The sequence below is a fragment of the Desulfitobacterium metallireducens DSM 15288 genome, from assembly GCF_000231405.2.
Classification (GTDB): domain Bacteria; phylum Bacillota; class Desulfitobacteriia; order Desulfitobacteriales; family Desulfitobacteriaceae; genus Desulfitobacterium_A; species Desulfitobacterium_A metallireducens.
Genome location: NZ_CP007032.1, coordinates 2,702,834 through 2,728,598, shown reverse-complemented (window position 1 = coordinate 2,728,598; position 25,765 = coordinate 2,702,834). Strand labels below are relative to the sequence as shown.

Sequence of the window (25,765 nt, the reverse complement as noted above, 5' to 3'; positions counted from 1 at the left end):
GAGGAATAGAAGATGAAAAACAAGAATAGGCCGAGAGATAAATATTTAGCATTTTTGATTATTGCGATGATGTTAGTTATAGGGATATATCCGAGGGTAGCAGATGCGGCAATGACAACAACAACGACCTTAGATTATCTGGTTTTCGGCTCGGATGCTGATAATAACCTGATTACTGGGGTTACAAGTACCATCAATTTTACACTCTATGGGACGATTACGACTACGGATCCTTCAGCAACTCCACAAAGTGTAAGTACTCCAAACACTCTGCTTAAATCTGGGTCATATACAGCTTACATTACCGATCCAGATGGTAAAGTAACCTACTATCCTACGAGTGGGTCTTCTATCAGTAATGTGACCCTGGACAAGGCGGGAACCTATTATCTTTACGTATCCGATTCATCGAATAATACTGCGAGTGGCACAATCACCGTAACCGATGCCAAAACAGCGATAACGGGAAAACTATCTCAAAATTATAGCAGCACGGTATCCGTTAAACTGATGGATGGAGCGGGCAATATCCTCCCCCGCAAAACCGTCAATGTTGACGCTACAGCTATCGGGGGTAATGTCTCAAGCTATACAACGCTCTATGATGGTACATTTAGTTTTACGATGACCCCTACCAAAATGGGCACGGTCAATATAACCGTGGGTGGGCATATTATTGGAAGTATCAATGTGACTCCAGCCTATACAGAGATGGACCGCATCGGGGCCAATGCTTCAGATAATGCGACACGTTCCGTGCTTGTCGCTCAAGCGGGCTGGACGAGTTCAAAGTATGCAGTCCTTACCCGCGATGACGGTGTTGCTGATGCGATGGTTGCGGTCCCTTTAGCGAAGAAATATGATGCCCCAATATTCATGACATCGACGAACCAGTTAAATAGCAGTGTTTTAACAGAGCTTAAGCAGTTAGGCGTTGAGACTGTTCTTATCATTGGCGGGGAAGGTGCAGTTTCGAGTTCGGTACAGAATCAACTCATCAGTAATGGAATCCATACGAGTCGGATTGCTGGAACTGACCGCTATGAAACAGCTGCCCAAATTGCGTATTGGGTTGGTTCTTCAAGAACGGTTTATTTAGCCTATGGCTACGGAGAACCTGATGCTTTAGCAGCAAGTGCCCTCGCCGCGGAGCAGGGAATACCGATCTTGCTGACGGATTCGGGTGCTTTACCGGAGAGTACTGCGAAAGCGTTAGCCTCTTTAGCTCCCCAGAACGTTAAATTGCTCGGAGGTACGGGTGTAATCAGTGCAGACTTGGAACAGTCCTTGAACCAAAGTTATATGGTTGAACGTTGGGGCGGAGTAGACCGTTATGCGACCCAGCAAGCTATTTTTCAGAATTACTTTGCCGATCAAAAAGCGGCCAATAGTTTTCCTGTCTATTTTACATCTTCTTCAGTTTTGTCGAGTGATGTAGGCGGTGGCACGCCTTATGGTGATGCTTTATTTACAGCAGCACTGGCTGCTAAAAATCAGGGGTTTGTCATTGCCCTTCCTCCCGATAATGTTCCTTCATCCATTAGTACTTTCCTTCTTTATAATAAGGTCTATATTCCTTCGAGTACGGTCGTGGGGAATGGTTCAGCTATTAGCTATTCAGTAGAAGCAAAACTGAATCAGCTTTTAGCGAGGTAAGGATTATGGACGTAAATGAATAACTTTATAAAGTAGAAAATCCCAAGAAGAGACTTGCTTTAAATTTTAAGCCGGGTCTCTTCTTGGTTTTTTAAAGGGGTTCTCTTTTTGCGGGAAATATCTCAAAGCAGGAATAAGATTTGCTTTGTCGAAATAGCAGTTAATCTTAATTGGACAATACGATACGACTGAATAATTAAGCCAATATATTAAACTCATGCATACATTACTTCAAGAAGAAGTAAGATAGGGTTTAATTAATATTAATATCGAAGTGGTCTAATAAATAATGGAGGTGCCTTGTGAAACGTCAACACGTTATTGGTATGTTTGATTCAGGAGTCGGTGGGCTCACGGTGATGAAAGAGATCCTTGAGCAGATTCCGGAGCTTCGAATCATTTATTTGGGAGATACAGCACGAGTTCCTTATGGAAACCGAAGTAAGGAAGAACTGATTGATTTTGGCGAAGAAATTATTACCTTTTTAATCAGTCAAGGCGCAGAAGCTGTTGTTGTCGCATGTAATACGAGTTCTGCTAATGCGTTGCCTGATCTTAAAAAAAGTTTTGATATTCCTCTTATTGGCACGATTGAGCCAGGAGCCCGTCTGGCTGTAAGTAAAACCTCAGGCGGGAAAATTGGTCTCATTGCCACAGAGGCAACGGTCCGAAGTAAAGCGTATAGTTCAGCCATTAGTCGGGTCTTGTCGAAAGGAGTGCTCCCTGAGGATCAAGGGTTAAGGGAAAGTTGGCAGCAGGGAGAGCAATCGATAGCGTTAGTGAAATCTCAGGCTTGTCCTCTGTTTGTTCCTTTGGTTGAAGCTGGACTTTCTAAAACGCCTGAAGCTCGAGGTATTGCACGCACTTATCTCTCTGGCTTTGATACTGCTGGAGTGGATGCACTGATTCTTGGATGTACTCATTACCCCTTCCTTGCGCCGGTCATTCGAGATATTTTGGGAGAACAAACGGCCTTGATTGATCCAGCGCAGGCGATGGTGGATGAGCTTAAGTCTGTTTTGGACAAACTAGATGAAGTTCAAGAAATGAAGGCAAAGAGCACAGTCAAGGAAACGTGGAAACTTCGATTTTATGTCAGTGGCGATCCCGAACTATTTCAAAGTGTCGGAAATACGTTGCTTCCTGGACTTATTCAGGAGGTTCGGCAAGTCATCTGGGGAGATTGAAAGCGAAGCAGGTTAGACTGGAGGGATGACAGTGGAACAGAAAACATTGGTTCTGGGTGTGATTGGCGCAGATGTCCATGCTGTGGGAAATCGAATCTTGGACTATGCGTTTTCCCAGGCCGGATTTAAAGTCATTAATATTGGGGTGCTTGCATCTCAAGAGGAGTTTATTCGTGCGGCAATTGAGACAGCTGCTGAGGTTATTTTAGTCTCTTCGCTTTATGGACATGGAGAAATCGATTGCCGTGGACTTCGTGAGAAGTGCCAGGAAGCGGGAATTGGTGATATCCTCCTTTATATTGGAGGAAATCTTGTCATTGGCAAGCAAGATTTTTCTGAGGTGGAAAAACGTTTTAAGGATATGGGTTTTGATCGGGTTTACCCGCCAGGAACCATGCCTGAGGTCGCGGTTGCGGATTTGCATAAGGATCTGAAGTTCTAATCTGAAGTTCTATTGGAGAGGAAGGGGTAGTATGCAACACGTCCTTCTGATCGATTTTGGGAGTACTTATACAAAAGTAACGGTTGTCGAGCTTAAGCAGGAAGAGATTATAGGGACGGCCGCGGCAGGAACGACGATTGATACCAACATTATGGAGGGGATGAATCAGGCTTTAGCGCAAATTCCGGAGCCGAAGGGGGGGTGGAACTTTGTGCGCAAGCTGGCCTGCTCGAGTGCGGCAGGTGGGCTTAAAATGATTGCTATCGGCCTAGTCAAGGAGTTGACTGCTGAAGCAGCTCGGCGGGCAGCTTTAGGGGCTGGGGCTCGTGTTTTAGAAGTGTTTAGCTATGAATTAACTGCACAGGATCTCGAGAAAATCGTATCAGCCCAACCGGATATTCTGCTACTCGCGGGAGGGACGGATGGGGGCAATAAAGAGATCCTTCTGAAAAACGCTGAGCGCTTGTGTGAGTTACCGATGAGCGTACCTGTCGTGGTCGCTGGAAATAAAGTCGTCTCAACGCAAGCTGTCGAGCTTTTAAAAAGGCGTCATTTTCCCGTCGTCTTAGCTGATAACGTGATGCCCGAACTTAATGTTTTGGACGTTGATTCGGCTCGTAAGGCGATTCGGGATTTATTTTTATCTCAAATTATTCAGGCCAAAGGCTTAGATAAAGCGGAAGCTTTTCTTGAAAGGGTGTTAATGCCTACGCCTGCCGCCGTTCTTTCAGCGGCCGAACTTTTAGCGAAAGGGTATGAAGAGGAAGCAGGTTTAGGAGAACTTTTGATTATCGATGTCGGTGGAGCGACAACGGATGTGCATTCCCTTGCGTCGGGGGATCCCAGCAAGCCCGGAGTAATGCTTAGAGGCTTGCCGGAGCCTTATGCTAAACGGACGGTTGAAGGAGATTTGGGGATGCGTTATAGCGCTGAATCTTTAGTGGTATCCTCCGACCGACGGTTAATTCAGTATTTAGGCTGGAGTGCAGAAGAAGTGAAGGCGCAACTCAACATGTGTAAGCTAGAACCTTGGTGGATCCCGAAAAATGAACGGGAGTATCAGTTTGATACAGCTTTAGGTCGGGTGGCCGTTGAGCTTGCGGTGAAGCGTCATGCTGGAATGTTGGAGGTTGTGTATACACCCTTTGGGGTCTCGTATGTTCAGCAAGGGAAAGATCTCACTCAACTTCCGGTGGTGATTGGCACGGGAGGGGTTTTGCTTCATCATTCTCGGCCGATCGAGATTTTACAGGGAGTGTTGTTTGATTCATCAGAAGCGACTGTACTGAAGCCTCAGAATCCAACGTTCTATTTGGATCAGAAATACATTTTGGCAGCAATGGGGCTGCTACGGGAAATTGAGCCCTTGAAGGCCTTGCGTATGATGAAAAAATATTTGCTCAAGCTATAGGAATCAGGAGGTTGAGTTCATGGAATTGACGGTTAAGCAGATGGATCCTGAAGAATTCACGCGTCAACGCCAAGAGGTTTTGGCTCAATGGATCACGGGAAAAGATGTCGATTTTGAGGAAGCTGTTGTATACCATAAAAATATACCGCTCAGTAAGGTCTTCGCACATAAACTCGAAGAGGGGAAACGTCAAGGGATTACGTTTGCTCAACCGCGTGCAGGAGTGGCTCTGCTTCATGAACATTTAGAGCTCTTGCAGTATCTGCAAGATGAAGGTGGCGCTGACTTTTTGCCGACCACAATCGATTCCTACACTCGACAAAATCGTTATACAGAGGCTCAGGCGGGGATCGAAGAAAGTCGGGCGGTAGGGCGATCCATGCTGAATGGTTTTCCTGCGGTTAATCATGGGGTCGCCGCTTGTCGCCAGGTTGTGGAAAAAATGCAAGTGCCAGTCCAAGTTCGTCATGGGACTCCAGATGCTCGTTTGCTGGCAGAAATAACTCTTGCAGGTGGTTTTACAGCCTATGAGGGCGGGGGGATTTCTTATAATATTCCGTATGCTAAAGATGTATCTATAGAAAGTACAATTAAATACTGGCAGTATGTGGATCGTTTGGTGGGTCTCTATGAAGAAAGAGGCGTAAGTATTAACCGGGAGCCGTTTGGCCCTTTAACGGGGACATTAGTTCCACCAGCTATATCTCATGCTGTAGCCGTAATCGAAGGTGTGTTAGCGGTTGCGCAAGGTGTTCGAAGTTTGACATTAGGGTATGGTCAGTGTGGAAACTTACTTCAAGATGTGGCTGCATTGCATACGCTGCCTGTCGTTGCAGAAGAATATTTGAAAAAACTGGGGTATTCGAATTTTGACCTAACCACTGTATTTCATCAATGGATGGGTGGTTTTCCACAAGATGAAGCGAAAGCTTACGGGGTTATTTCTTGGGGGGCAACGGTAGCCGCACTGGGAAAAGCAACAAAGGTGATTGTGAAGACTCCGCATGAAGCTTTAGGGATTCCGACGAAGGAAGCCAATGCGGCAGGGATTCGGACGACCAAGCAGATTCTTAATATGCTTAAGGATCAAACTCTGCCCATGACGAAGGAACTAGCACTTGAGGAGCAGATGATTCTCAGGGAGACACGAGCGATTCTGGATAAAGTGTTGGAACTGGGTGAAGGAGATATCGCCGTCGGAGCAGTTCGAGCTTTTCAAGCGGGAGTGATTGATGTGCCGTTTGCGCCCAGTCGTTTTAATGCAGGAAAGATACTTCCCGCTCGGGATTCGCAAGGGGCAGTGAGAATGCTGGATTTTGGGAATCTACCGTTTGACACAGAGATTAAGGCGTTTCATCAGGAACGGATTGCTCTGCGAGGGCGTGATGAGGGCAGGGATCCCTCGTTTCAGATGGTGATTGATGATATTTATGCGATCGGTAAGGGGATGCTGGTGGGGCGGCCTCGGTCGAAAGAGGCGGGGCTGCGTTGGAGCGCCTTCGAAGAGCGGGGCGCGATGAGTGGGATTAGCCAGTGTGAAATCAAGTAGCCCTGGTATAATAGCAGCATCCATAGAAGTGAGTTTTAGGTCTTGCTTAGGTAGGGCACTGGCGCCGCTTTGGCCACGGTTGCTTGTGGCGCTCGCAGACCGAACTAGAGCTCAGAAGCAGTCTCCGGCAGGGTCCCTGGCAAAATCGCCTTCCATGGCTCAGTTGCCAGCTGCGCACGTCGTGTGCGCAGCCCTGCCTACGACTGCTTTCTTCGCTAAGTTCGGTGAGCTGTTCGCTTTATGCCGCTCCCTTAGGCCAAAGCGGCGCCTGGGGTCATTTCTAGGAAACGGCAAGGAGCACTTGAAAGTAGCACTGCATGCATTTAGCGTGTCTTTAGTCGCTGCTCGGGTCGGGCATTGGCAATCGCACTTTAGTGTCCGCTTGCCGAGCCTTCTTAGTAGGTGGGTGCATGCATAGCCCCGCCTCTTTACGAGGCGGTGGCCTTTGAAATTATAGATGGTAGAAGTGGATTGAATACGCCTAAAGGAGGGTTTATGATGAAAATTGTAGAGGTTCTGGCATCTCCGGGGTTAACGGGGTTTTATTTTGACGACCAGGCCGCGATTAAGGCCGGGGCTGCTCATGAGGGTTTCGCTTATTCAGGTGAGCCGCAAACTTCGGGGTTTACGGCTGTTCGTCAGCGTGGAGAGTCGATTTCAGTCATCTTTATGCTTGAGGATGGGCAAGTGGCTTATGGGGACTGTGCCGCGGTCCAGTATTCTGGGGCTGGGGGTAGAGATCCGCTCTTTTTGGCTCAAGATTTCATTTCGATTATTCTTGAGGAGATTCGGCCCAAGCTAGTGGGTCAGGAATTGGATTCCTTCCGGCGGCTTGCGGATGGGGTGGAGCATTCGGTTCGCCCGAATGGTGAGCGCTATCATACGGCGATTCGTTATGGGGTGAGTCAGGCGATTCTTGATGCGGTAGCGAAGGCGAAGAAGGTTACGATGACGGAAGTGATTCTAGAGGAGTATAGTTTGCCGCTTGTGCTTGAGCCAGTCCCAATCTTTGCGCAGACAGGGGATGATCGCTATGATAACGCAGATAAAGCGATTCTCAAACGGGCGGGCGTTTTACCGCATGCGCTGATCAATAATGTGGAGACGAAGTTGGGCTCCAACGGGGAACTCCTTTTAGACTATGTTAAGTGGTTGGAAAATCGGGTTTTAGAGTTGGGTGATCGAAATTATCGGCCGACTTTGCATATTGATGTGTATGGAACGATCGGATTGGCGTTTGAGGATAATATCGAGCGCATGGTGGATTATTTTGCAGCGTTGGAAAAGGCAGCAAGTCCGCTTCATCTGCGGATTGAAGGGCCGATGGATGCGGGGAACAAGCAAGGGCAGATTGAACAAATTAAAGCTCTGCGCGATGCGCTGAAAGCACGGGGAGTTAAGGTAGAAGTCGTTGCCGATGAGTGGTGTAATACGTATGAGGATATTGTTGAATTTGTGGATACTCAGGCGGCAGATATGGTGCAGATTAAGACTCCGGATTTAGGTGGAATTCAGAATACGATTGAAGCGGTGCTTTATGCGAAGAAGTATGGAGTAGGGGCTTATGTCGGTGGCTCCTGTAACGAGACGGATTGTGGTGGACGGACTGCTGTGCATGTAGCTTTGGCGACGCGGCCAATTCAAATGTTGGCTAAGCCAGGGATGGGTGTCGATGAAGGATATATGATCGTTCATAATGAAATGAATCGGACGCTTGAGATTTTACGGTATAAAGAGAAGGCGAAGACGCATGCGACGGAGGCGTTCTGGAACGGTTAGGGTACGGCTTGGGCAACGTTTGCTTGTGGCGCTTGTAGACCGAACTAGAGCTCAAAAGTTGGGCTACGGAGGGATACCCTCCCAATTCGCCGTCCATGGCTCACGGTCGGCCACGCACGTCGTGTGCGCGGTCCCGCCTTCGCCCGACTTCTTCGCTAAGTTCGGTGAGCTACTCGCTTTAAGCCGCTCTCTTTTGCCCAAGCCGTACCTGGGGCTTTTGCCAGGGTAGTGTTTTGGAGTGGATAGATAATGTTTTGGGGTCTTGCATGGGATGGTATTTGTACTTGCACCTGTGGTGCAGTACTTCGCCTCACGTCCTAATTAGAAATTGAAAAGGTAGATATTAAATGCAAGAATAGAGGGAGAGAGGACGAGAATGAAAAGCATTCATATTAACTCGATCATTGATGCGGTAGAAAAATTATGTATTGAAGCGAACTATGACTTAGGGGAAGATGTGATGCTAAGCTTTAAAACAGCATTAACCACTGAAAAATCTCCTTTGGGTCGGGAAGTGTTTGAACGTCTCATTGAAAATGCCACGATTGCTCATGAAGAGCGGGTGCCGATGTGTCAGGACACAGGGATGACGGTAATTTTTGTGGAGCTGGGGCAGGAGCTTTATATTGAGGGCGGATTGTTAACGGAGGCCCTGAATGAAGGGGTGCGTCGAGGGTATGAAAAAGGATATCTTCGTAAATCTGTAGTGAAAGATCCGTTTGATCGGGAGAACACGAAAGATAATACGCCGGCCATTATCCATTATGATCTTGTTCCTGGGGATGAGCTTCATATCACGGTTGCTCCGAAAGGTGCGGGCAGTGAAAACATGGGAGCTATAAAAATGTGTAAACCTTCTGATGGTTTGGAAGGGGTTATGCAGTTTGTGGTGGATACTGTCGATAAGGCGGGAGGAAACCCATGCCCGCCGATTATTGTTGGCGTAGGAGTAGGCGGCAATATGGAGAAAGCCACTTATTTGGCGAAGAAATCGCTTACGCGTGATGTGGGTGTACATAATAAAGAAGAACGTCTCGCGAAGATCGAAGAGGAATTGCTGGAGCGGATCAATAAGCTGGGGATTGGACCGCAAGGTTTTGGTGGAGAAAACACGGCTTTAGCGGTTAACTTAGAAGTTTATCCGACTCATATTGCGATGCTTCCTGTGGCCGTTAATATTAACTGTCATGCAGCGCGTCATAAAGAGATTACGCTTAAGGGGAGGGGTGAATAATGGCTGAGGCGATTCGAATTGAAACACCACTCACTCATGAAAAATTAGCTCAATTAAAAACCGGGGATAATGTCCTGATTAGCGGTGTGATCTATACTGGTCGGGATGCTGCCCATAAAAAAATGGTTGAAGCTTTGGATCGTGGGGAGGAGCTTCCCTTTGATGTGAAAGACCAGGTCATTTTTTTCGTAGGACCCACTCCGCCAAAACCAGGACAGGTGATTGGTTCCTCAGGACCGACGACAAGCTATCGGATGGACGCGTATTCTCCAACACTGATCGAGCGGGGCTTAACGGGAATGATTGGTAAAGGGTTGCGTTCAGAGGAAGTCATTGCTGCGATGAAAAAGTATGGGGCTGTTTATTTTGGGGCCATTGGGGGTTCGGGCGCACTTTTGGCGAAACGAATTGTGGTCGCTGAAGTGATCGCCTATCCTGAACTCGGTCCAGAAGCCGTGCGACGGCTTGAAGTCAAGGATTTTCCGGTGATGGTGATTATTGACCAAGAGGGGAATAATCTCTATGAAACGGGGAAGGCTCAGTATCGCATGATCTAATACACAAAAAATCCGGCTCTTTAAGAGAATCGGATTTTTTTGTGGGAATTTCCCGGTCATGCCTAAAAAATAAGGAAAAAGGGCAGGGAAATCTTTCAAAAAGAGAGAAATAAAAGAAGAGAGGCGTAAGTGAAAATATACGCCAATGTTTGAAGGAGGAAGAGGTAGTTGAGGCGGTTAAGAGAAAATTCCCTAATCTTAAGAAGTTTATCGTGTATTTTAGTTTTCATGCTTGCGTTCGGAGTAGGCTTAACAGGTATGCCAAGGTTTGCTCAAGCTGCTGGCGGGAACACCTATTATGTAGCTCAGAGGGGGAATGATCCAAATCAGTTTCCCTATGGAAGCGGAACGATTGAGGATCCCTACCCTTCAATTGGACGTGCAATGGATTATATGAAACCAGGAGACACGTTAATAATCCGGGGTGGGACTTATAACGAACTGATTGACTTGTATAGTAAAAAGGGTTCACCCGATGCTTGGTTTACGGTAAAGGCTTATCCTGGGGAGAAAGTTGTTCTGGATGGTCAAAATAAACTGGAAGAAGGAATTATTTTTAACACGAGTTCTTATTGGCGAATCGAGGGGATTGAATTCACGGGGTACACGGGAGCGGCGCTCTATATCAAGGATCAGTGTAATCATTTCGATTTAAATAACCTCCTCATTCATGATTTGAATGGCCCGGTGGGTACAAATGCTGGTACAGAAGGGATCATGGGTGAAAAGGCAAGTTATATTACGGTAAGAAATTCAGAAATCTATAATGTTGGACTTGCCCAGAAAAAACAGACGGATCATGGTATATATGTCGGGTATGGTGCCCATCACTGGACTTTTGACGGTAATATCATTCACAATAATTCAGGTGCTGCTATTCAAATGATCGGAGAACCCAATGGTGCGAGTAATTGTACAGTAACCAACAATTATCTTTATGATAATCTGCAGTGGGGTCTGGTTATGGGGTCCCATGCAACAGGAAACGATGTAGAAAACAACACGTTCTTTGGTAATTATGATTCGGATGTCTATCTACTATACAATGCTAATGGGAACACGTTTAGAAACAATATTTTTGGATCTTATGATGCGAAATTTAGTGTGGCAATTTCAGATAATGGTTCAACTGTGAATTCCTTTGACGCTAATACCTATCGCAAAAGTAATGATCGCGTTGTTTTTCAAGTAACGGATAACATTACCTTTAGTGAATGGCAAGGAAATTCACAAGAGCCTCAGGGTCAGTATATTAATGCACCGCTTTCTGAGGAGGAAAAGATAATTCTTAAAGCCAGCGGCAAAGATTATACCAGTAAACGATTAAGCGGACTGTCTAGGTATTCTACGGCGACAAGTATTGCCCAAGAAATAAATAATGGAACTGTTGATCAAGTGCTTATCGCTTCAGCTCTTAATTTTCCGGATGCGTTAAGTGGAAGTGTGCTTGCTTATCAAAAGAAGGCACCTATTCTTTTAGCGGGCCCGACTCCGGCTGAAAGCCAGGACACTTTAGAATATGTAAAAAACCACTTGAGCCCAAGCGGTACGATCTATCTGCTGGGTGGCGTCGGTGCCGTAGCAGATTCCTTTCGAGATTCTTTTAAAGAAATGGGTTACTCAGAAAATCAAATAAAACGTTTATCTGGAGATACGAGATATGGTACAAATCAGGCTATCAACGGCGAGATCTCAGCCGCTAAAGGAACGCCTGTCGTTATAGCCTCAGGGGAAGGCTTTGCTGATGCGCTGAGTATTTCCAGTATTGCTGCAGCCAAGGGGTATCCCATTCTTTTAACGATGCAAAATGAACTCCCCGAAGAAACGATAATGACCTTGGAAGATATTCAGCCGTCGAAGGTTTTCGTCGTGGGAGGAACAGGGGCTGTTACTGAATCAGTTCGAGCACAATTACAGAGTCTGACTGGACTAAGTAGTGATAATGTTCCTCGTATCTGGGGTAACAGTCGCTATGCCACTTCTCTCAGTATTGCTCAGGCTTTTGAATTCAGTGGAGATACCGTGACCTTTGCTTATGGGGAGAACTTTCCGGATGCTTTGGCAGGGAGCGTATTAGCTGCGAAGCTCGATGCTCCAATCGTGCTGATTAGTCAGGATAATTGGTTAGAGGCCAAACGCTTTGCTGATAGAAGTCAGTATACAAATCAGATTATTTTTGGAGGTTCAGGAGTTATTGGAGATAGTTTGAAGAATCAACTTATGAAATAAAATCGCATAGTTTTCCAGTACAAAAACAGCAGATATCTAGCAATCTGCTGTTTTGATTTTAGTTCAAAATTAACTTATCAAAGCTTTTGCTTAGAATTCTTCACAATAAGTTCACAAATTTTTAAGTTTCCTTTCATATTTTTCTGATATACTAACTTACATCTTAAGAATGAGAAGATAGAGTATAAAAAAGCAATTCAGGTTGAGCTTAAATGAAATTAAAAATAAGAACTGAAGAAAGATGAATAACTGATGTCTTGAAAAGATAAGGAGATGAAGATTGTGTGGACTTGTCCAATTTGCGGTTCGAGGGAAATTGGTAAGATTAGCCGAGAACGCTATTTTTGTGGAGACTGCTGTAATGAGTGGACTGTGGATAAAGGAGAAATCGCGATTTATCAAATTGCCTCGGATGGGAGTGCGGTGCGTTTAAGAAGTAGAGGGATGGGAAGAGGAGCTGCTATGAGCACGAAAATGAGTTCCCGCTATCCTACTCGAAACGTCAGCTGAAATAATTGAAGAAAACATGTAAAAAAATCCTGCCGTTAAAGAAAGATGGCAGGATTTTTCTGTCAAAATAAAGAACTATTAAACTAGTAATTGAATTTATTTTAATTTAGATTGTGGGGGATGAGGGTATCAGTGGTTCATTGAACCCCTGTTTGTAATCTTTTTATGGCGAAGTAAAGTCATATTATTGAAAGGAGAACATGTTATGATTCAACTTCATCAATTTGATCTCAAGGAATCGTTACAATTACTTCGGATAGATGGACAGCAGTTAACGTTGCTGAAGGAATTACGTCCATTGATTGAACATGATATCGATGATATTGTTCGTAACTTCTATAGTCATGTTTTAACCGTACCTGCACTCAAAGCGATTATTGATCAACATTCTTCCACTGATCGACTTTATGTCACAATGAAAAAGTATATCCTTTCGATTTTCACGGATAAGGTCGATGAGGAGTATATGACTTGGCGAGTCACTATTGGAAATGTACATAAGCGGATCAATTTACCGCCCTTTTACTATTTAAGCTCTTATCAGGTGCTCTATGATGATATTTTGCCGCGTATACAGCAACAGTATCGAAAAAAGCCGGAGCAGGCTTTTCGTTTGAGTCTTGCCCTGCTTAGAATTTTAAGTTTCGACCAACAGGTGGTTATGGCTAGTTATATCCAGTCCTATATGCAAGCTATCGATAAAAAAGAAGAGCTTGAACATGCATATGTAGAGATTGATAGTCTGCAACGCCGTGTCAGTGAGGCGAGTCAAGCTTTGGCGGCGACTTCGGAAGAAACGGCAGCTTCCGCGTCACAAATGCATGAAGCCACAGAAATGATCTCTCAAAATGCGGGTGAAGCGGCACAATTTTCACGGAAGGTTGATAGCTTAGCCCAAGAAGGGTCACAAAAGATCCAAAAGATTTCTGAGCGTATTCTGGGATTAGCCGATATGACTGCTAAAATGCAGGACAGAATGATTGAACTTGATGAAAGCTCAGCTCGAATCGCCAGTATTACAGATGTGATTAAAGAAATTGCTTCGCAAACGAACCTTTTAGCCTTAAATGCTGCAATTGAAGCAGCTCGTGCTGGGGAGAGTGGTCGGGGCTTCGGGGTTGTGGCTGAGGAAGTTAAAAAGCTCGCTAGCAATTCCGAACAATCCGTAAAAGAGATCAGTGCAATGATCACTCTAACGAAACAAAACACGGCAGCTGTTAATAAAGCGATTGTAGAGACAACGCGGGAGATGCAAGGGGCAGCTACGGAAGCGCGTGAAGTGGTGAATCGGTTTGCAGATATCATGTCAGCGATTAACGCAAGCATTCAGCAAGTTCAAGAAATTGCTAGTCAGATTGATGCCCTTACACAAACGGCAGGGCAAATCGGAGCGGCTTCTGAAGATGTAGCGAACTCAGCAACATCTTTGGCTCAGATGGGTCTTCGAGAATAGGGGAGGAAAGTAAATCATGAGGCCAGAATATGCATCCCTTATTCGGAGGATGTGGAGTTTCTCTAAAGCGCTTGACCTTGCTTTGGTGGATGAAGAGATCGAAAAGGGATTTCATACTCATATTGGTCAACGTCATGGGGAACGAGTTGCATATATTGCGTTAAGTCTTGCTCAAAAGCTAAAACGACCTGAAGAAGATTTAATCAATGTTATGGTGGCGGGGTTACTCCATGATATCGGGGCAGTTGGCGGGTTTCGAAAGTTTCATGGGGATAGCCGTCTAATCAGGGAACATTGCATTTTAGGTTCGGAAATAGTCATTCTTTTTCCCGAGGGGGATATTCTTGCTCCGGCGATCCGGTTTCATCATGAAGCTCCGGATGTTAACTATAGTGCCCTAAAAGAGGATCCTGAAAAGGTTCCTTTGCTTGCGAAAATATTAGGACTTGCAGACAGAATTGATGTTGCTCTGAGCAGCAGGAAAGTGCTGACAAAGTCGGAGAAGGATAAGCTGATTCGTTGGGTAATAGAACATGAGGGCATTTTCTTCTTTCCTGAGATTGTGCCTGCCTTTCTAGGACTTGCACAGCAAGAAGCGTTTTGGCTTGATTTAGAGCAACCCAACTTAATGCAGATTGCTTTTCAAATGCTAGGAATGAGTTGTGATATGTTAGCCCATGGCAATTTAGGATCCCAATTTACGTCTATGCTAGCGATAACCTTTGCTGATTTAATTGACCAAAAAAGTTCATTTACAGCTCGGCATTCTCACTCCGTATCGGAAACGGTAGAGAGATTGGCGAAAGCGGTAGGATGGAATGAGAAAGCGGTAGAAGAAATACGGGTAGCGGGACTTTTACATGATCTAGGTAAGCTCTCCATTCCTCGAAGGATTCTCGATAAGCCCGGACACTTAGATCCAGATGAGATTGAGGTGATTCGGACCCATACGTACTTTACATACCGTTTACTGGATGAAGCAGGTTTCCCTATGCAGGTTGTGCGTTGGGCAGCTTACCATCATGAGCGGCTTGATGGCACCGGTTATCCTTTTGCACTGACTTCAAGTGAACTAGATACGGGATCTCGTTTGATGACGATTGCCGATATATTTGCCGCGCTTACGGAGGAACGTCCTTATCGAAAGGCCCTAAGTGAGGGAGTCGCTTTAGATATTCTTGAAAAAGGGTCGGGTATACAGGTAGATCCAGAGTTGATGAAAGTCGCTTGGAAAGCGCTGGGCTAGTCTTAATAGGTAAAATAGTCTGGGTCGTGTAGCTTTTCGCCCATCCGTTCACTCAGCGCTCCGGGGCTGGCACACTCGCTTCGGTAGCAGCTTCGCCAAACCTCAGGGTAATACCTGAAGTGCGTCGCTCCTGTGCGTCCATGCACCCGCGACATCAGTCCATCCATGGACAAGTCCGGGTGGCTACGCTAAGCTACAGAAGCTTTGTTTGCCTGACCGCCCTTCCGCGAAATCGTTCACTTCTGGGCGAGAAGCTACGCTTCTACGTTATTTAAGTATTTTTGGAGGATATAACCCTAGCGATTTCGGAGCTCCTTAGGGTAGTGATTTTTGAGCAACCCTTGGACGCGTTTTCCCCAGCCGAGTGGAAATTCTTCGACGCCGACGAGGACCCAGCCATTAGGACCTTCATTGGGGATCGCTTCACCGTGGAGATAACGCTCGAGTAGAGGATCTTCACGTGACAAGGCCAGGTAGGAAGAAACAGAGTCTGGAGTTAAGGCTAGGGCTAGGGATTGACCCGGTTGGAAACGACCGGGTTTTTTCTCGCCCAAATAGAGACCTGGCCGAAGAATCGATAATCCCTGAAAATCAAGATGAGGTTCGGGAACGGAATAAAGATGATCTCCAAAGGCGAGAATATTCTCCGATGAGAACCGTTGAGCTCCGAGGAGATCAGGGTTTAATGAGGATGAGGATAAGGTTTCTTTAATAAATCCATCAAGTTCAGGATTGAGAGAGTTTTGCGGAGAGCGGTAAGATGCATTTGCTGAGGCAGCTAGACGTTTTTGCTTTTTTGCTTTTTTGGCGGTGCTCACAGAGGGGCTACTCGAATCAGACATTTTCTCTGCTTTAAGGAGTGCTACGATAAAATGCCCTTCGCCGCGAATGCGATGGGGATAAAGTCGAACACCTTCAGGAAGTGTCGAGGGATGGACAAAATCTGGGGCAGGGTCAGGAAGGGAAAGCGGGCTAAACTCGGGATGAGACTCGAGAAAACGCAGAATGACCTCTTCATTCTCTTGGGGTGCAAACGTGCAGGTAGAATATACGAGACGTCCTCCGGGGCGAACAAGTGCTGCAGCTGATTCTATAATTAATGCTTGACGATGGGCACAAGATTGAACATGTTCTAAGGACCATTCTTCCATAACTTCCGGGTCTTTGCGAAACATACCTTCTCCAGAACACGGTGCGTCAAGCAGCACTTTATCAAAGAAACCACGGAAATGATTCGCAAGGTGATCAGGGTTTTCGTTCGATACAATGACATTAGGTGCTCCCCAACGATCCATATTTTGAGCGAGAATTCTGGCACGAGTGGGATGAATTTCATTGGACCAGAGAAGTCCTTTTCGGTTTAAACGAGCAGCAATTCCTGTGGATTTGCCGCCAGGGGCTGCAGCCAGATCGAGAACCCGTTCACCGGGCTGAGGATCTAAATAATGAAGAACGGCCATGGCTGAAGGTTCCTGCAAATAATACACTCCAGCAGCATGATAGGGATGTTGCCCTGGTTGAGTGGTATAATGATAGTAAAAGCCATCCTTGGCCCAGGAAATGGGTTCGAGTTCAAAGGGCCAGCGCTTAAGAAAAGCTTCGGCACTTAACTTCAGGGTATTTACTCTTAAGCCATTAAGGCGTGGAGAATCATATGAGGCGATAAACGCCGAAAATTCATCCTTGAGGTCTTGAGCCATGCGCTCATTAAAGAGCTGCGGAAGTTTTGATGAGAGCAATGTAAATCCTCCTTGTACTGATGCTTCTGATATTATATCAAATTGAAAAAAGAAAGGGAGAGACTGTGTTTTATTCTTTTGAGTTGGAACAATATCTAGGAGAACTGTTGCCTGAACGAGAGGAACTTCTTAAGGAAATGGAGTCCCAGGCTTTGCAAGAGACGATCCCAGTCGTAACTCCGCCTGTGGGTAATTTTCTCGCCTTTTTAGTGAAGACAAGTCAAGCGTCACGAATTTTAGAGATTGGAACGGCAATTGGCTATTCAACCTTATGGCTAGCTCAAGGGTTCGAGGGGCGCAAGGGACAGATTACGACGATCGATCTCAATGTGGATCGAGCCAGGCGGGCAATTGAATATTTTAAACGGGCCGGGATTGAGGAACATGTTGAGGTTCTTTTTGGAGATGCCCGCAAAATCATACCGACGTTAGAGGGCGATTTTGACTTTGTGTTTGTCGATGCCGCTAAGGGTGAGTATTTGGACTATTTAAACTTGGTTTTGCCACGGATTGCCCCTGGAGGAATGTTGGTCGTTGATAATGTATTATTTCGAGGCTGGGTGGTTCCGGGGTCAGAATTTGCTCCAAAATATAACCGGTTGATTAGTCATCTACGCGAGTTTTTAACTAATCTAACCCGAAATCCTGATTTTCAGACGAGTGTGCTTCCGTTAGGCGATGGGGTATCGGTCAGCATTCGGAAGCGCTAGATTAGGATTGAATTGCTTTAAGTATAGCTTTTGTCTACAATAAGCATAGTAGAGAGGGGATGGCGATGATTTCTACATTCTTTGTGCACGATCATCTCATGCAAGCCGTCTATTTTGCGCCCCGGGGGAAGAAACGTTTGCTTTTTTTAGGGAGCAATCTGCAACAGCGCTATTTAAACCCTGAGGATAAGTTAATTGGTTTTATAGGAGATGCAGGTGCCGGAAAATCTCTTTTAATTCGGGGTATGTTTCCGGGGCTAGAACTAACCAATGATGATAATGGGATCAATGTTCGTCCCCTTCCGTTAATCGAAGATGCGGAACGCGATCATTTCCGTTGTCACACCTATCACCTTGATGTGCGCTTTGAAACGGCGTTTACCCAGCCTTGGAGGATAGCAGAGGCCATTAAAAAAGCCTTGAGTAAAGAACGGCGCGTGGTCATCGAACATTTCGATCTTATCTATCCGCTTTTAGGACTCAATGCAGAGGTCCTGATTGGTGTAGGTGAAGAAGTCATTGTAACCCGTCCAACGGTTTTCGGCCCAGAACCGCAAGCCATTGGGGACATTGTTTTTGAGTCCATTAAATATCGGAGGATGGCTCATTCGGCTGAAGATATTACGTCCATGATTCTCGAAGAGATGGGACTTGAGAAGCCTGAGGTCCATAGTGATATTAAACACGGTTTTGTCTTAGAGCTTCCAGGAAAACCGGATATTGATCTTGATCTCGTAGAGGAACGGGTTAGACAAATTATTCAGGCTGATTTGCCGATCGGCTTTTGCGATGAGGATCACATTCGATTGGGTGAAAGCCTTTATCCGTGTACCGGTCCCCGCATACATATGAAGAGAACCTCAGAGATTAGGAATTTTCGACTCCTCAAAGAATTTCGCTTTGATCCCATTCAAAAGCTTTACACCATTGCTGGAGTCGTGGGGGATGAAGTTCCGTCACGGTCAGTGGCTTTGGTGGGAAAACGCGATGTGGAAGTGTAATGAAGTATAATTAGGATTGACGCTAAGCGATAAGAAGTTCGCTAGAAAGAAGGACATTAAAATATGAAACGATATGATGGACGAGAAGCAGATCAATTACGTTCGGTTAAAATTACGAGAGGGTTTACACAGAATCCAGAAGGATCTGTACTCATTGAAGTGGGGATGACACGAGTGCTTTGTACAGCCTCGGTGGAGGAGAAGGTTCCTTCTTTTCAAAAAGGGTCGGGTCTGGGTTGGGTCACTGCTGAATACTCCATGTTGCCTAGAGCGACGCAAACACGGACGCCACGAGAAGCATCGAGAGGAAAACTAACGGGGAGAACCATGGAAATTCAGCGTTTAATCGGGCGGGCCCTGCGCTCAGTCGTGGATTTCAAAAAACTGGGTGAACGCACAATTTGGATTGACTGCGATGTATTACAAGCGGATGGAGGCACGCGTACAGCTTCAATCACGGGGGCATATGTAGCCCTGGTCGACGCGATTCAATACCTGATTCAGAAGGGAAGCTTAAAAGAAAGTCCGCTTCAAGATACTTTAGCAGCAGTGTCTGTAGGAAAAGTGGAAGGTGTTCCTATTTTAGATCTGGCTTATCCTGAAGACTCTCGTGCTGAAGTGGATATGAATGTTGTCATGACGGGTGCAGGTAAGTTTGTAGAAATTCAAGGGACAGCTGAAGAAGTTCCGTTTGATCGGAGTGAACTTGACCAATTTTTAGCGCTTGCTGAAAAAGGGATCCGTGAATTGATGAGCGAGCAAAAAGCCGCTTTAAAGTTAGTTTAAGAAAGCAGGTTATCCAGCGATGAAGATTTTGCTTGCTACTCAGAATCAGGGTAAGGTGAAGGAACTCCAAGAGATGCTGTCTGATGCTTCAATTGAGGTGCTGTCCTTGAGAGACATACCGGATTGGGAAGAAGTTGAGGAAACGGGTTCGACGTTTGCTGAAAACGCAGCGATTAAAGCGCATGCTGCAGCAGAGCGGACGGGATATATTGTTTTAGCGGATGATTCAGGCTTAGAAGTGGATGCACTTGGGGGTGCGCCTGGAGTTTTTTCCGCACGTTATGCCGGGGAACCTAAAGATGATGAGCGGAATAATGATAAACTACTCGAAAGATTGCAGGAGATTCCAGATGAAGAAAGAACAGGACGGTTTCGTTGTGCTTTGGTGATTGCGACGCCAGAAGGGCAAGAGTTTTTGACTGAAGGAACAGTGGAAGGACGCATTCTGCGCGTTCGGCGTGGACAGGAAGGGTTTGGCTATGATCCGCTCTTCTTCATCCCGGATTTTGGACGTACAATGGCGGAGTTAACGATGATTCAAAAAAATAAAGTGAGTCATCGTGCTCAAGCAATGCAAAAAGCGATTCCTATTTTAAAGGATTTAGTTCACCCGTAATAAATATTTTAGTTTTTTTTACTTTTTGACTTGACTATAGGACAACAATTAGATAAAATAATCATTGTCACTGAACGGGGCATAGCGCAGTTTGGCTAGCGCGCCTGCCTTGGGAGCAGGAGGCCGGGGGTTCAAATCCCTCTGCCCCGACCATGTTTTTTTAAGGTTCGTTTGGGTTCAGGAGATACCTCTGCGCCTGTAGCTCAGTTGGATAGAGCATCTGCCTTCTAAGCAGGTTGTCGTGAGTTCGAATCTCTCCAGGCGCACCATTTAATCTAATAAAATCAAATCATCTCATCATGGTGGATGTGGCGAAGTGGTTAACGCACCGGGTTGTGGCTCCGGCATTCGTGGGTTCGATACCCATCATCCACCCCATACCTCTAAAAATGGCATCGAAACTGAGTTTTCGATGTTTTTTTATATTAAGCAGACTTTCTTAATTTAAAATTGAACTTAAATTTATCTTGACTAAATAATTTAAAAAAGTCATACTATTTGTGTGATAATATTGAAACAGAGTTTTAGATATTGGAACTATTATACTAAGAAATGGAGGCTTTTTTGTGGCAGAGAAATATGTACAAACCCTTGAGCGTTCCTTAGACATCCTTGAGGTCTTGGCTCAGGCCGAAGAACCTTTAGGCGTAACTGAAATTGGGAATCGTATTAGCCTTCATAAGAGTACGGTTCATCGTATTTTACAAACGTTATGTTACCGAGGTTATGTGGACAAGGAAAAGGAAAGTGAACGCTATCATCTAGGAATCAAAATTGTAGAATTGGGAATCCGCTTCTTTAATGACTTGGAAATACGGAAAGTTGCATCACCTTATTTATCAGAGCTTGCAAAATCACTGGATGAGGTTGTTAATCTTGTTTTACACGACGATGGAGAAATTGTTTATATTGATAAAACGGAGAGTTCTCATGTTGTGAGTATGCAATCGAAGGTGGGACGAAGAGCGCCCATGCATTGTACTGCGGTTGGAAAGGCTATTCTTTCAACTCTTCCAGAAGATGAGGTGCTTCGGATTCTTGATGTCAAGGGAATGCCACGACAAACCCTTAATACCATCACAGAGCCGGAAAAACTGTTGGAAAATCTTCGCGAAATTAGGGGAAACAAAATAGCCGTAGAGCAAGAAGAAAATGAGATCGGCATTATTTGTCTGGGGACTCCTGTTTTTGATTATTCGGGGCGCGCGATTGGTGCGGTAAGCGTTTCTGGTCCGGCAAGCCGCATGGAAGAAAAAGGGGTTCAAAAAATTGGAGAAGCCTTAAAACAGGTGGGAGAAGAAATTTCGAGAAATCTCGGTTTTTCTTCAATGATGAAACATCGTTACGACTCGTGATTCATAAGCATTTTAGGCACCTCCTGATAGAGGTGCCTTGTTTTATTTAGGCAGAAATAAAGAAATATATTGAAACTAAGTTTTAAATGTTAAAACAATTTTATTCATTTTTCACATATTGTTCTTGAATTCAGAAAAATTTGAGTTATAATATTCATTAGTTAATTCAATTTTAATCTTTAATTATAAGCCTAGGTGGTCTAACCATCTGACATGGGGAAAAGGAGGAGATTTCAGTGGGGCTTTTGGCAGATGTTTATGAAATGCTCAACACGTGCAACAAATGTGGGTCATGCCATACAGCTTGTAAAACATACAAGGTGGATGGAGCAGAGACTCGAGTTGCACGGGGTAGAGTGCAATTGATCAAGGCAGTTGCTGATGGGAATCTAGATCCAAACGATCCAGTGTATGAAGATGCGATCATGAGCTGTCTCGTATGTGGAGAATGTGCTCTTGCATGTCCGAGTGGGGTTCATGCAAATGAACTGGTTATGGTGGCAAGACGCGATCTAAAATTAAGAAAAGGAATTCATCCTTTTGCTAAATCGTTTGCCTTGAAGACTTTAGCAGATCCCCAAAAACTCGATCGTGGTTTTAAACTTTTCAGAGGAATGGGAAAAAGTACACTTGAAAAGATCGATGGCATGGAGTTCTTCCGTGGTATTGATATCAAAAATATGCCTGTTGCTAAGAAGGCTTTCCTGGAGCAAGTTCCGGAGCGGATTACAGTTGCCCATCCGAAACATAAAGTCGCTTTCTATGTGGGTTGTTTCTTGAATCAATCCTTAGATGGAACGGCTCATTCTGTTGTTAAGGTTTTAACCAAAAATGATAGTGATGTAATAATCCCTAAGGATCAAGTTTGTTGCGGCTTGCCTCAATATGCTTATGGTGATTATGAAACGGCTAAAGTGAATGCGCGCAAGACGATTAAAACATTCTTGGATAATAATCGCGATGCAGAAGTGGTTTTGACGGCATGTGGTTCCTGTGCTTCGATGCTCAAAGAAGAATATCTAAAACTCTTTGCCGATGAGCCCGCCTTCCTCCCTAAAGTAAAAGAATTTAGTGACAAAGTCGTTGAATTCTCGCAATATATGGCACAAATCGGTGTTGATAAATCACAACTCCATAACAGTATTCCAACAAAAGTGACTTATCATGACCCTTGCCATATGGTTCGTGGCCTTCATATCACAGAACAACCTCGTCAAATGCTGAAAATTCTTCCAAGGGTTGAATTTGTTGAAATGAATGAAGCAAACCGTTGCTGTGGTGCTTCTGGTCTTGTTCAAGCCTTCTACCACGAGATATCGACTAAGATTACTCGTGAGAAAACGAGTAATATCAAAGATACCGAGGCAGATGTTGTGGCCACAACTTGTCCAGCATGTATGCTGCGGCTACAGAGCGGAATCAGTTTGGCAGGTCAGGATCAAAAAGTAATGCATGTAGCTGATCTAATGGCACAAGCTTATCAAGATTAAAATTGTAAAATTGCAAAAAGTAAAATTCTCGCGCCGCGAGTTCGATTAAATAATGAAGGGCGGGTAGTCATGAGCAACGCAATCGTAAGTAATTTAAAAGGGATTGTTGGCGACCAATACGTTATTGACAACCCATCGGAAATGGCTAACTATCTGAAAGGAACTGGAAAACCAGCAGTGGTAGTCCTTCCTGGAAATGCTTCCGAAGTATCCAGTGTTGTTACATTGGCAAATGAGCAAAATATTAAAATCTCGGTCGGTGGACAAGTGGCTGATACTCAAGATTTAGGTGAGGGTATCGTCATGATCATGGCTCGTATGAATAAAATCATCGAAATTGATCATCAGAACCTTGTTGCTGTAGTCGAGCCAGGAATGACTCATCAAGAGTTTGTTAAGCAAGTGGAGGAAGCAGGGCTGTATTTCCCTCCAGAACCCTATGCCGTGGATACTAGCTCCATCGGCGGCTGCTTTGCAATCGGTGATTCGGATTCGAAGACCTTTAAGTATGGCCCGACACGGACGTTCCTCTTAGGCTTTGACATGGTTCAGCCTACGGGTGAGATTATGGAGATCGGAAACAAATGTATTAAGAACGTTTCCGGATTAGACTTCATCCACCTTGCAGTGGGGAGTCAAGGAACGTTTGGGATATTTACCAAACTTTTAGTGAAACTCTTACCCTTGCCTGGAGTAAAGAAGGCCGTTGTCGCACGTTTTGCATCCTTGCATAAAGCCAATGCAACTTTCAATACGTTTATTAAACGAAACATTCAACCGGATCGGATCAATCTGATCAGCGAAAACTTGGTGAAAGACGTTCTTCCCGGTCAAGGGCACCTTGCTTTGATCGATTTGGAAGGATACGTTCAGTCTTCTCAAAACGTGGCCAATGAAATTGCGGCCGTTTTTACCTTGGGTGGGGGAACGGATGTCCAAATTATCGAAGATGCAGCAACCTATGAGAACGTCATTAACGCATGGCTCAAGGTTCGTCAGGCTATGAATAATAAGCCTGAGCAAGTTATCGAGTTTGCTGTAGGACCGATGAAAATGCCAAAAGCGCTTGCTCAATTAGAAGGAATTGTTGGAGAACTGGGAGCTTATCCTGGAGTTGTCGTTGAAGGACTATTAGGATGCGCTCAAATCCTTCTGCCGGAGAATGCGGATATGATGGCTTTGGCCAAAAAAGTCAATAAAATGGCGATGTCCTTGGGTGGCAATGTGACTGGACTTTTTGGACACAAACTGATGTGCGAAGAATATAATGACGCGGAAATGTGGTCTGCTACCACAGAAATCATCAATGGACTTCGCAGACAATTTGACCCTAAAGGGATTATGAATCCTGGAGTAAACCTGCAGGCATAAAAGATAAGGAGGGCTGAACATGTTATCCCAAACCGTTATAAATCGCTTAAAAGAGATAGTTGGGGAGAAAAACGTGGTAACAGACAAAACAGGTTTGTTCTCCTATAGTTATGATGGTACGTTATTATCGGGTGAACCGTTAGGCGTTGTTTCACCGCAAACCACGGAACAAGTGGTTGAACTCGTTAAATACTTGAACGAGCAAAATATTAAACTTATTCCCAGAGGTGCTGGAACGAATGAGAGTGGTGGATCCATTCCTGTTGAAAATTCTGTGGTTGTTAACTTTGCCCGTATGAATAAAATCATTGAAATAGACACGGAAAATTTTGTTGCAGTCGTTCAACCTGGAGTTATCAATTTCGATCTCCAACTCGAACTTGAAAAGAAAGGCTTCTATTATCCCCCGGATCCATCTTCTTATAAAGCCTCAACATTGGGTGGAAATCTCGCTGAGTGCTCAGGTGGACCTAAGTGCTTTAAATATGGGGTCACTCGCGATTATATTTTGGGTATAGAAGTTGTTCTCCCGAATGGTAAAGTCATTAACACAGGGGGGCGTAACTTTAAAAGTGAGCCTGGTTATGACTTAACTCGGATCTTCTGTGGCTCGGAGGGAATCTTGGGATTCGTCACGAAAATTATCGTCCGTGTCATTCCGAAACCTATAACCACGAGAACAATGCTAGCTACCTATGAAAAAGTTGAAGATGCTTCGCAAACGGTTGCCGATATCGTTGCAGCCGGTATTATCCCAACCACTCTCGAATTCATGGACCACCTCCTTATCAATACGACTGAGGACTTCAGTCATGCCGGGCTTGACCGTGACGCTGGAGCTGTTCTTATTATCGAGATTGACGGTTATCCGGAAGATATGGACGAGCAAGTCGAAATGATCGGTGAAATCACCAAGAAAGCGAATGCGAGAGAATTCAGAGTTGCGCAAACGGCAGCTGAAGTCAATCAAATTTGGACTTCCCGGCGTTGTGCTTTCGGATCAGTTTCTCGTGTTAGACCGTCATATGGTGTTAATGATATTACAGTTCCGAGGAGTAATTTCCCGCAAGCGATTGAGGGAATCCTTAAAGTCGCCAAAGATTTTGGCGTGACGATCGGAGTCGTAGCCCATGCTGGTGACGGGAATCTTCATCCGTTAATTCTTTTCGATCAACGGAATAAAGAGGAAGTTGAAACCGTTCATGCCGCAGAACAGGCACTCTGTAAGATGGCTCTTGGTCTCGGCGGTACCATAAGTGGTGAGCACGGAATCGGGCTCGTTAAGAAAAAGTATCTTGATTCGGAGTTCACACCCGCTGCGATGGAAGCTTTCAGAAGGATCAAAAAGACGTTTGACCCACAAAATCGCGTTAATCCGGGTAAGATTGTTAATATGTAAATTGAACCGTACATTTAAGAGGCCGCTGACCATATTTGTTGGCGG

Annotated in this window: 20 protein-coding genes, 3 tRNA genes and 1 pseudogene; 23 read left to right on the top strand and 1 reads right to left on the bottom strand. The window is 45.1% G+C overall.

Annotated elements, in window-relative coordinates:
* The first annotated feature begins 12 nt into the window (after positions 1-12).
* The 12 genes and pseudogenes from DESME_RS13270 to DESME_RS13210 all read left to right on the top strand — a co-directional run bounded on the left by DESME_RS13270 (position 13) and on the right by DESME_RS13210 (position 15,253).
* Positions 13-1,656 carry a cell wall-binding repeat-containing protein gene (locus DESME_RS13270; RefSeq protein ID WP_006715757.1) on the top strand — a complete coding sequence of 548 codons (1,644 nt, stop codon included), beginning with the start codon at positions 13-15 and terminating at the stop codon, positions 1,654-1,656.
* A 302-nt stretch (positions 1,657-1,958) separates the two neighbouring features.
* Complete coding sequence (gene murI / locus DESME_RS13265; RefSeq protein WP_006715758.1) at positions 1,959-2,843, top strand: glutamate racemase; 885 nt, start codon at positions 1,959-1,961, stop codon at positions 2,841-2,843.
* Between the two features lie 31 nt (positions 2,844-2,874).
* Positions 2,875-3,285 (top strand): methylaspartate mutase subunit S, encoded by a 411-nt coding sequence (gene glmS / locus DESME_RS13260; protein WP_006715759.1) that lies wholly within the window; start codon positions 2,875-2,877, stop codon positions 3,283-3,285.
* Positions 3,286-3,316: 31 nt separating this feature from the next.
* A complete protein-coding gene (gene glmL / locus DESME_RS13255; protein WP_006715760.1) occupies positions 3,317-4,696 on the top strand; it encodes a methylaspartate mutase accessory protein GlmL in 1,380 nt (459 codons plus the stop codon).
* A gap of 19 nt (positions 4,697-4,715) precedes the next feature.
* Positions 4,716-6,164, top strand: a pseudogene (locus DESME_RS13250) (methylaspartate mutase subunit E); the annotation flags it as partial.
* A 579-nt stretch (positions 6,165-6,743) separates the two neighbouring features.
* Entirely contained in the window at positions 6,744-8,024 is a 1,281-nt protein-coding gene (locus tag DESME_RS13240) for a methylaspartate ammonia-lyase (protein ID WP_006715762.1), read from the top strand.
* 376 nt (positions 8,025-8,400) lie between these two features.
* On the top strand, positions 8,401-9,258 hold the full coding sequence (locus DESME_RS13235; RefSeq protein WP_006715764.1) for a fumarate hydratase: 858 nt from the start codon (positions 8,401-8,403) through the stop codon (positions 9,256-9,258).
* On the top strand, positions 9,258-9,815 hold the full coding sequence (locus DESME_RS13230; protein WP_006715765.1) for a Fe-S-containing hydro-lyase: 558 nt from the start codon (positions 9,258-9,260) through the stop codon (positions 9,813-9,815). Before DESME_RS13235 ends, DESME_RS13230 begins: the two co-directional genes overlap by 1 nt.
* 168 nt (positions 9,816-9,983) lie before the next feature.
* Complete coding sequence (locus tag DESME_RS15440; protein ID WP_006715766.1) at positions 9,984-12,044, top strand: cell wall-binding repeat-containing protein; 2,061 nt, start codon at positions 9,984-9,986, stop codon at positions 12,042-12,044.
* 273 nt (positions 12,045-12,317) lie between these two features.
* Entirely contained in the window at positions 12,318-12,554 is a 237-nt protein-coding gene (locus DESME_RS13220; protein ID WP_041483994.1) for a hypothetical protein, read from the top strand.
* A 205-nt stretch (positions 12,555-12,759) separates the two neighbouring features.
* Entirely contained in the window at positions 12,760-14,007 is a 1,248-nt protein-coding gene (locus tag DESME_RS13215) for a globin-coupled sensor protein (RefSeq protein ID WP_006715768.1), read from the top strand.
* Positions 14,008-14,023: 16 nt separating this feature from the next.
* A complete protein-coding gene (locus DESME_RS13210; protein ID WP_006715769.1) occupies positions 14,024-15,253 on the top strand; it encodes an HD domain-containing phosphohydrolase in 1,230 nt (409 codons plus the stop codon).
* Between the two features lie 296 nt (positions 15,254-15,549).
* Here the strand turns inward: DESME_RS13210 and DESME_RS13205 are convergent, their stop codons facing one another.
* The gene (locus tag DESME_RS13205; protein ID WP_006715770.1) at positions 15,550-16,992 is read right to left on the bottom strand and encodes an RsmB/NOP family class I SAM-dependent RNA methyltransferase; all 1,443 of its coding nucleotides are present in this window, start codon (positions 16,990-16,992) and stop codon (positions 15,550-15,552) included.
* 65 nt (positions 16,993-17,057) lie between these two features.
* Here DESME_RS13205 and DESME_RS13200 point away from each other — a divergent pair, with 65 nt between their 5' ends.
* From DESME_RS13200 to DESME_RS13150, 11 genes are all read left to right on the top strand, one after another.
* Positions 17,058-17,702, top strand: a complete 645-nt coding sequence (locus DESME_RS13200) for an O-methyltransferase (RefSeq protein WP_006715771.1) — start codon at positions 17,058-17,060, stop codon at positions 17,700-17,702.
* 59 nt (positions 17,703-17,761) lie between these two features.
* Entirely contained in the window at positions 17,762-18,703 is a 942-nt protein-coding gene (locus DESME_RS13195; protein ID WP_025248813.1) for an alanine-tRNA synthetase second additional domain-containing protein, read from the top strand.
* A 63-nt stretch (positions 18,704-18,766) separates the two neighbouring features.
* Positions 18,767-19,489: a ribonuclease PH gene (rph, locus tag DESME_RS13190; protein ID WP_006715773.1), complete on the top strand. Its 723-nt coding sequence runs from the start codon at positions 18,767-18,769 to the stop codon at positions 19,487-19,489.
* Positions 19,490-19,508: 19 nt separating this feature from the next.
* A complete protein-coding gene (locus DESME_RS13185; RefSeq protein ID WP_006715774.1) occupies positions 19,509-20,105 on the top strand; it encodes an XTP/dITP diphosphatase in 597 nt (198 codons plus the stop codon).
* 75 nt (positions 20,106-20,180) lie between these two features.
* Positions 20,181-20,258: transfer RNA gene (locus DESME_RS13180), tRNA-Pro, on the top strand.
* Positions 20,259-20,297: 39 nt separating this feature from the next.
* A tRNA-Arg gene (locus DESME_RS13175) sits at positions 20,298-20,374 on the top strand.
* Positions 20,375-20,407: 33 nt separating this feature from the next.
* Positions 20,408-20,483: transfer RNA gene (locus DESME_RS13170), tRNA-His, on the top strand.
* 188 nt (positions 20,484-20,671) lie between these two features.
* A complete protein-coding gene (locus DESME_RS13165) occupies positions 20,672-21,460 on the top strand; it encodes an IclR family transcriptional regulator (RefSeq protein ID WP_006715775.1) in 789 nt (262 codons plus the stop codon).
* Between the two features lie 236 nt (positions 21,461-21,696).
* A complete protein-coding gene (locus tag DESME_RS13160; protein ID WP_006715776.1) occupies positions 21,697-22,950 on the top strand; it encodes a (Fe-S)-binding protein in 1,254 nt (417 codons plus the stop codon).
* 69 nt (positions 22,951-23,019) lie between these two features.
* A complete protein-coding gene (locus DESME_RS13155) occupies positions 23,020-24,321 on the top strand; it encodes an FAD-binding oxidoreductase (RefSeq protein WP_006715777.1) in 1,302 nt (433 codons plus the stop codon).
* A 19-nt stretch (positions 24,322-24,340) separates the two neighbouring features.
* Complete coding sequence (locus DESME_RS13150) at positions 24,341-25,720, top strand: FAD-binding oxidoreductase (RefSeq protein WP_006715778.1); 1,380 nt, start codon at positions 24,341-24,343, stop codon at positions 25,718-25,720.
* Positions 25,721-25,765: the final 45 nt, after the last annotated feature.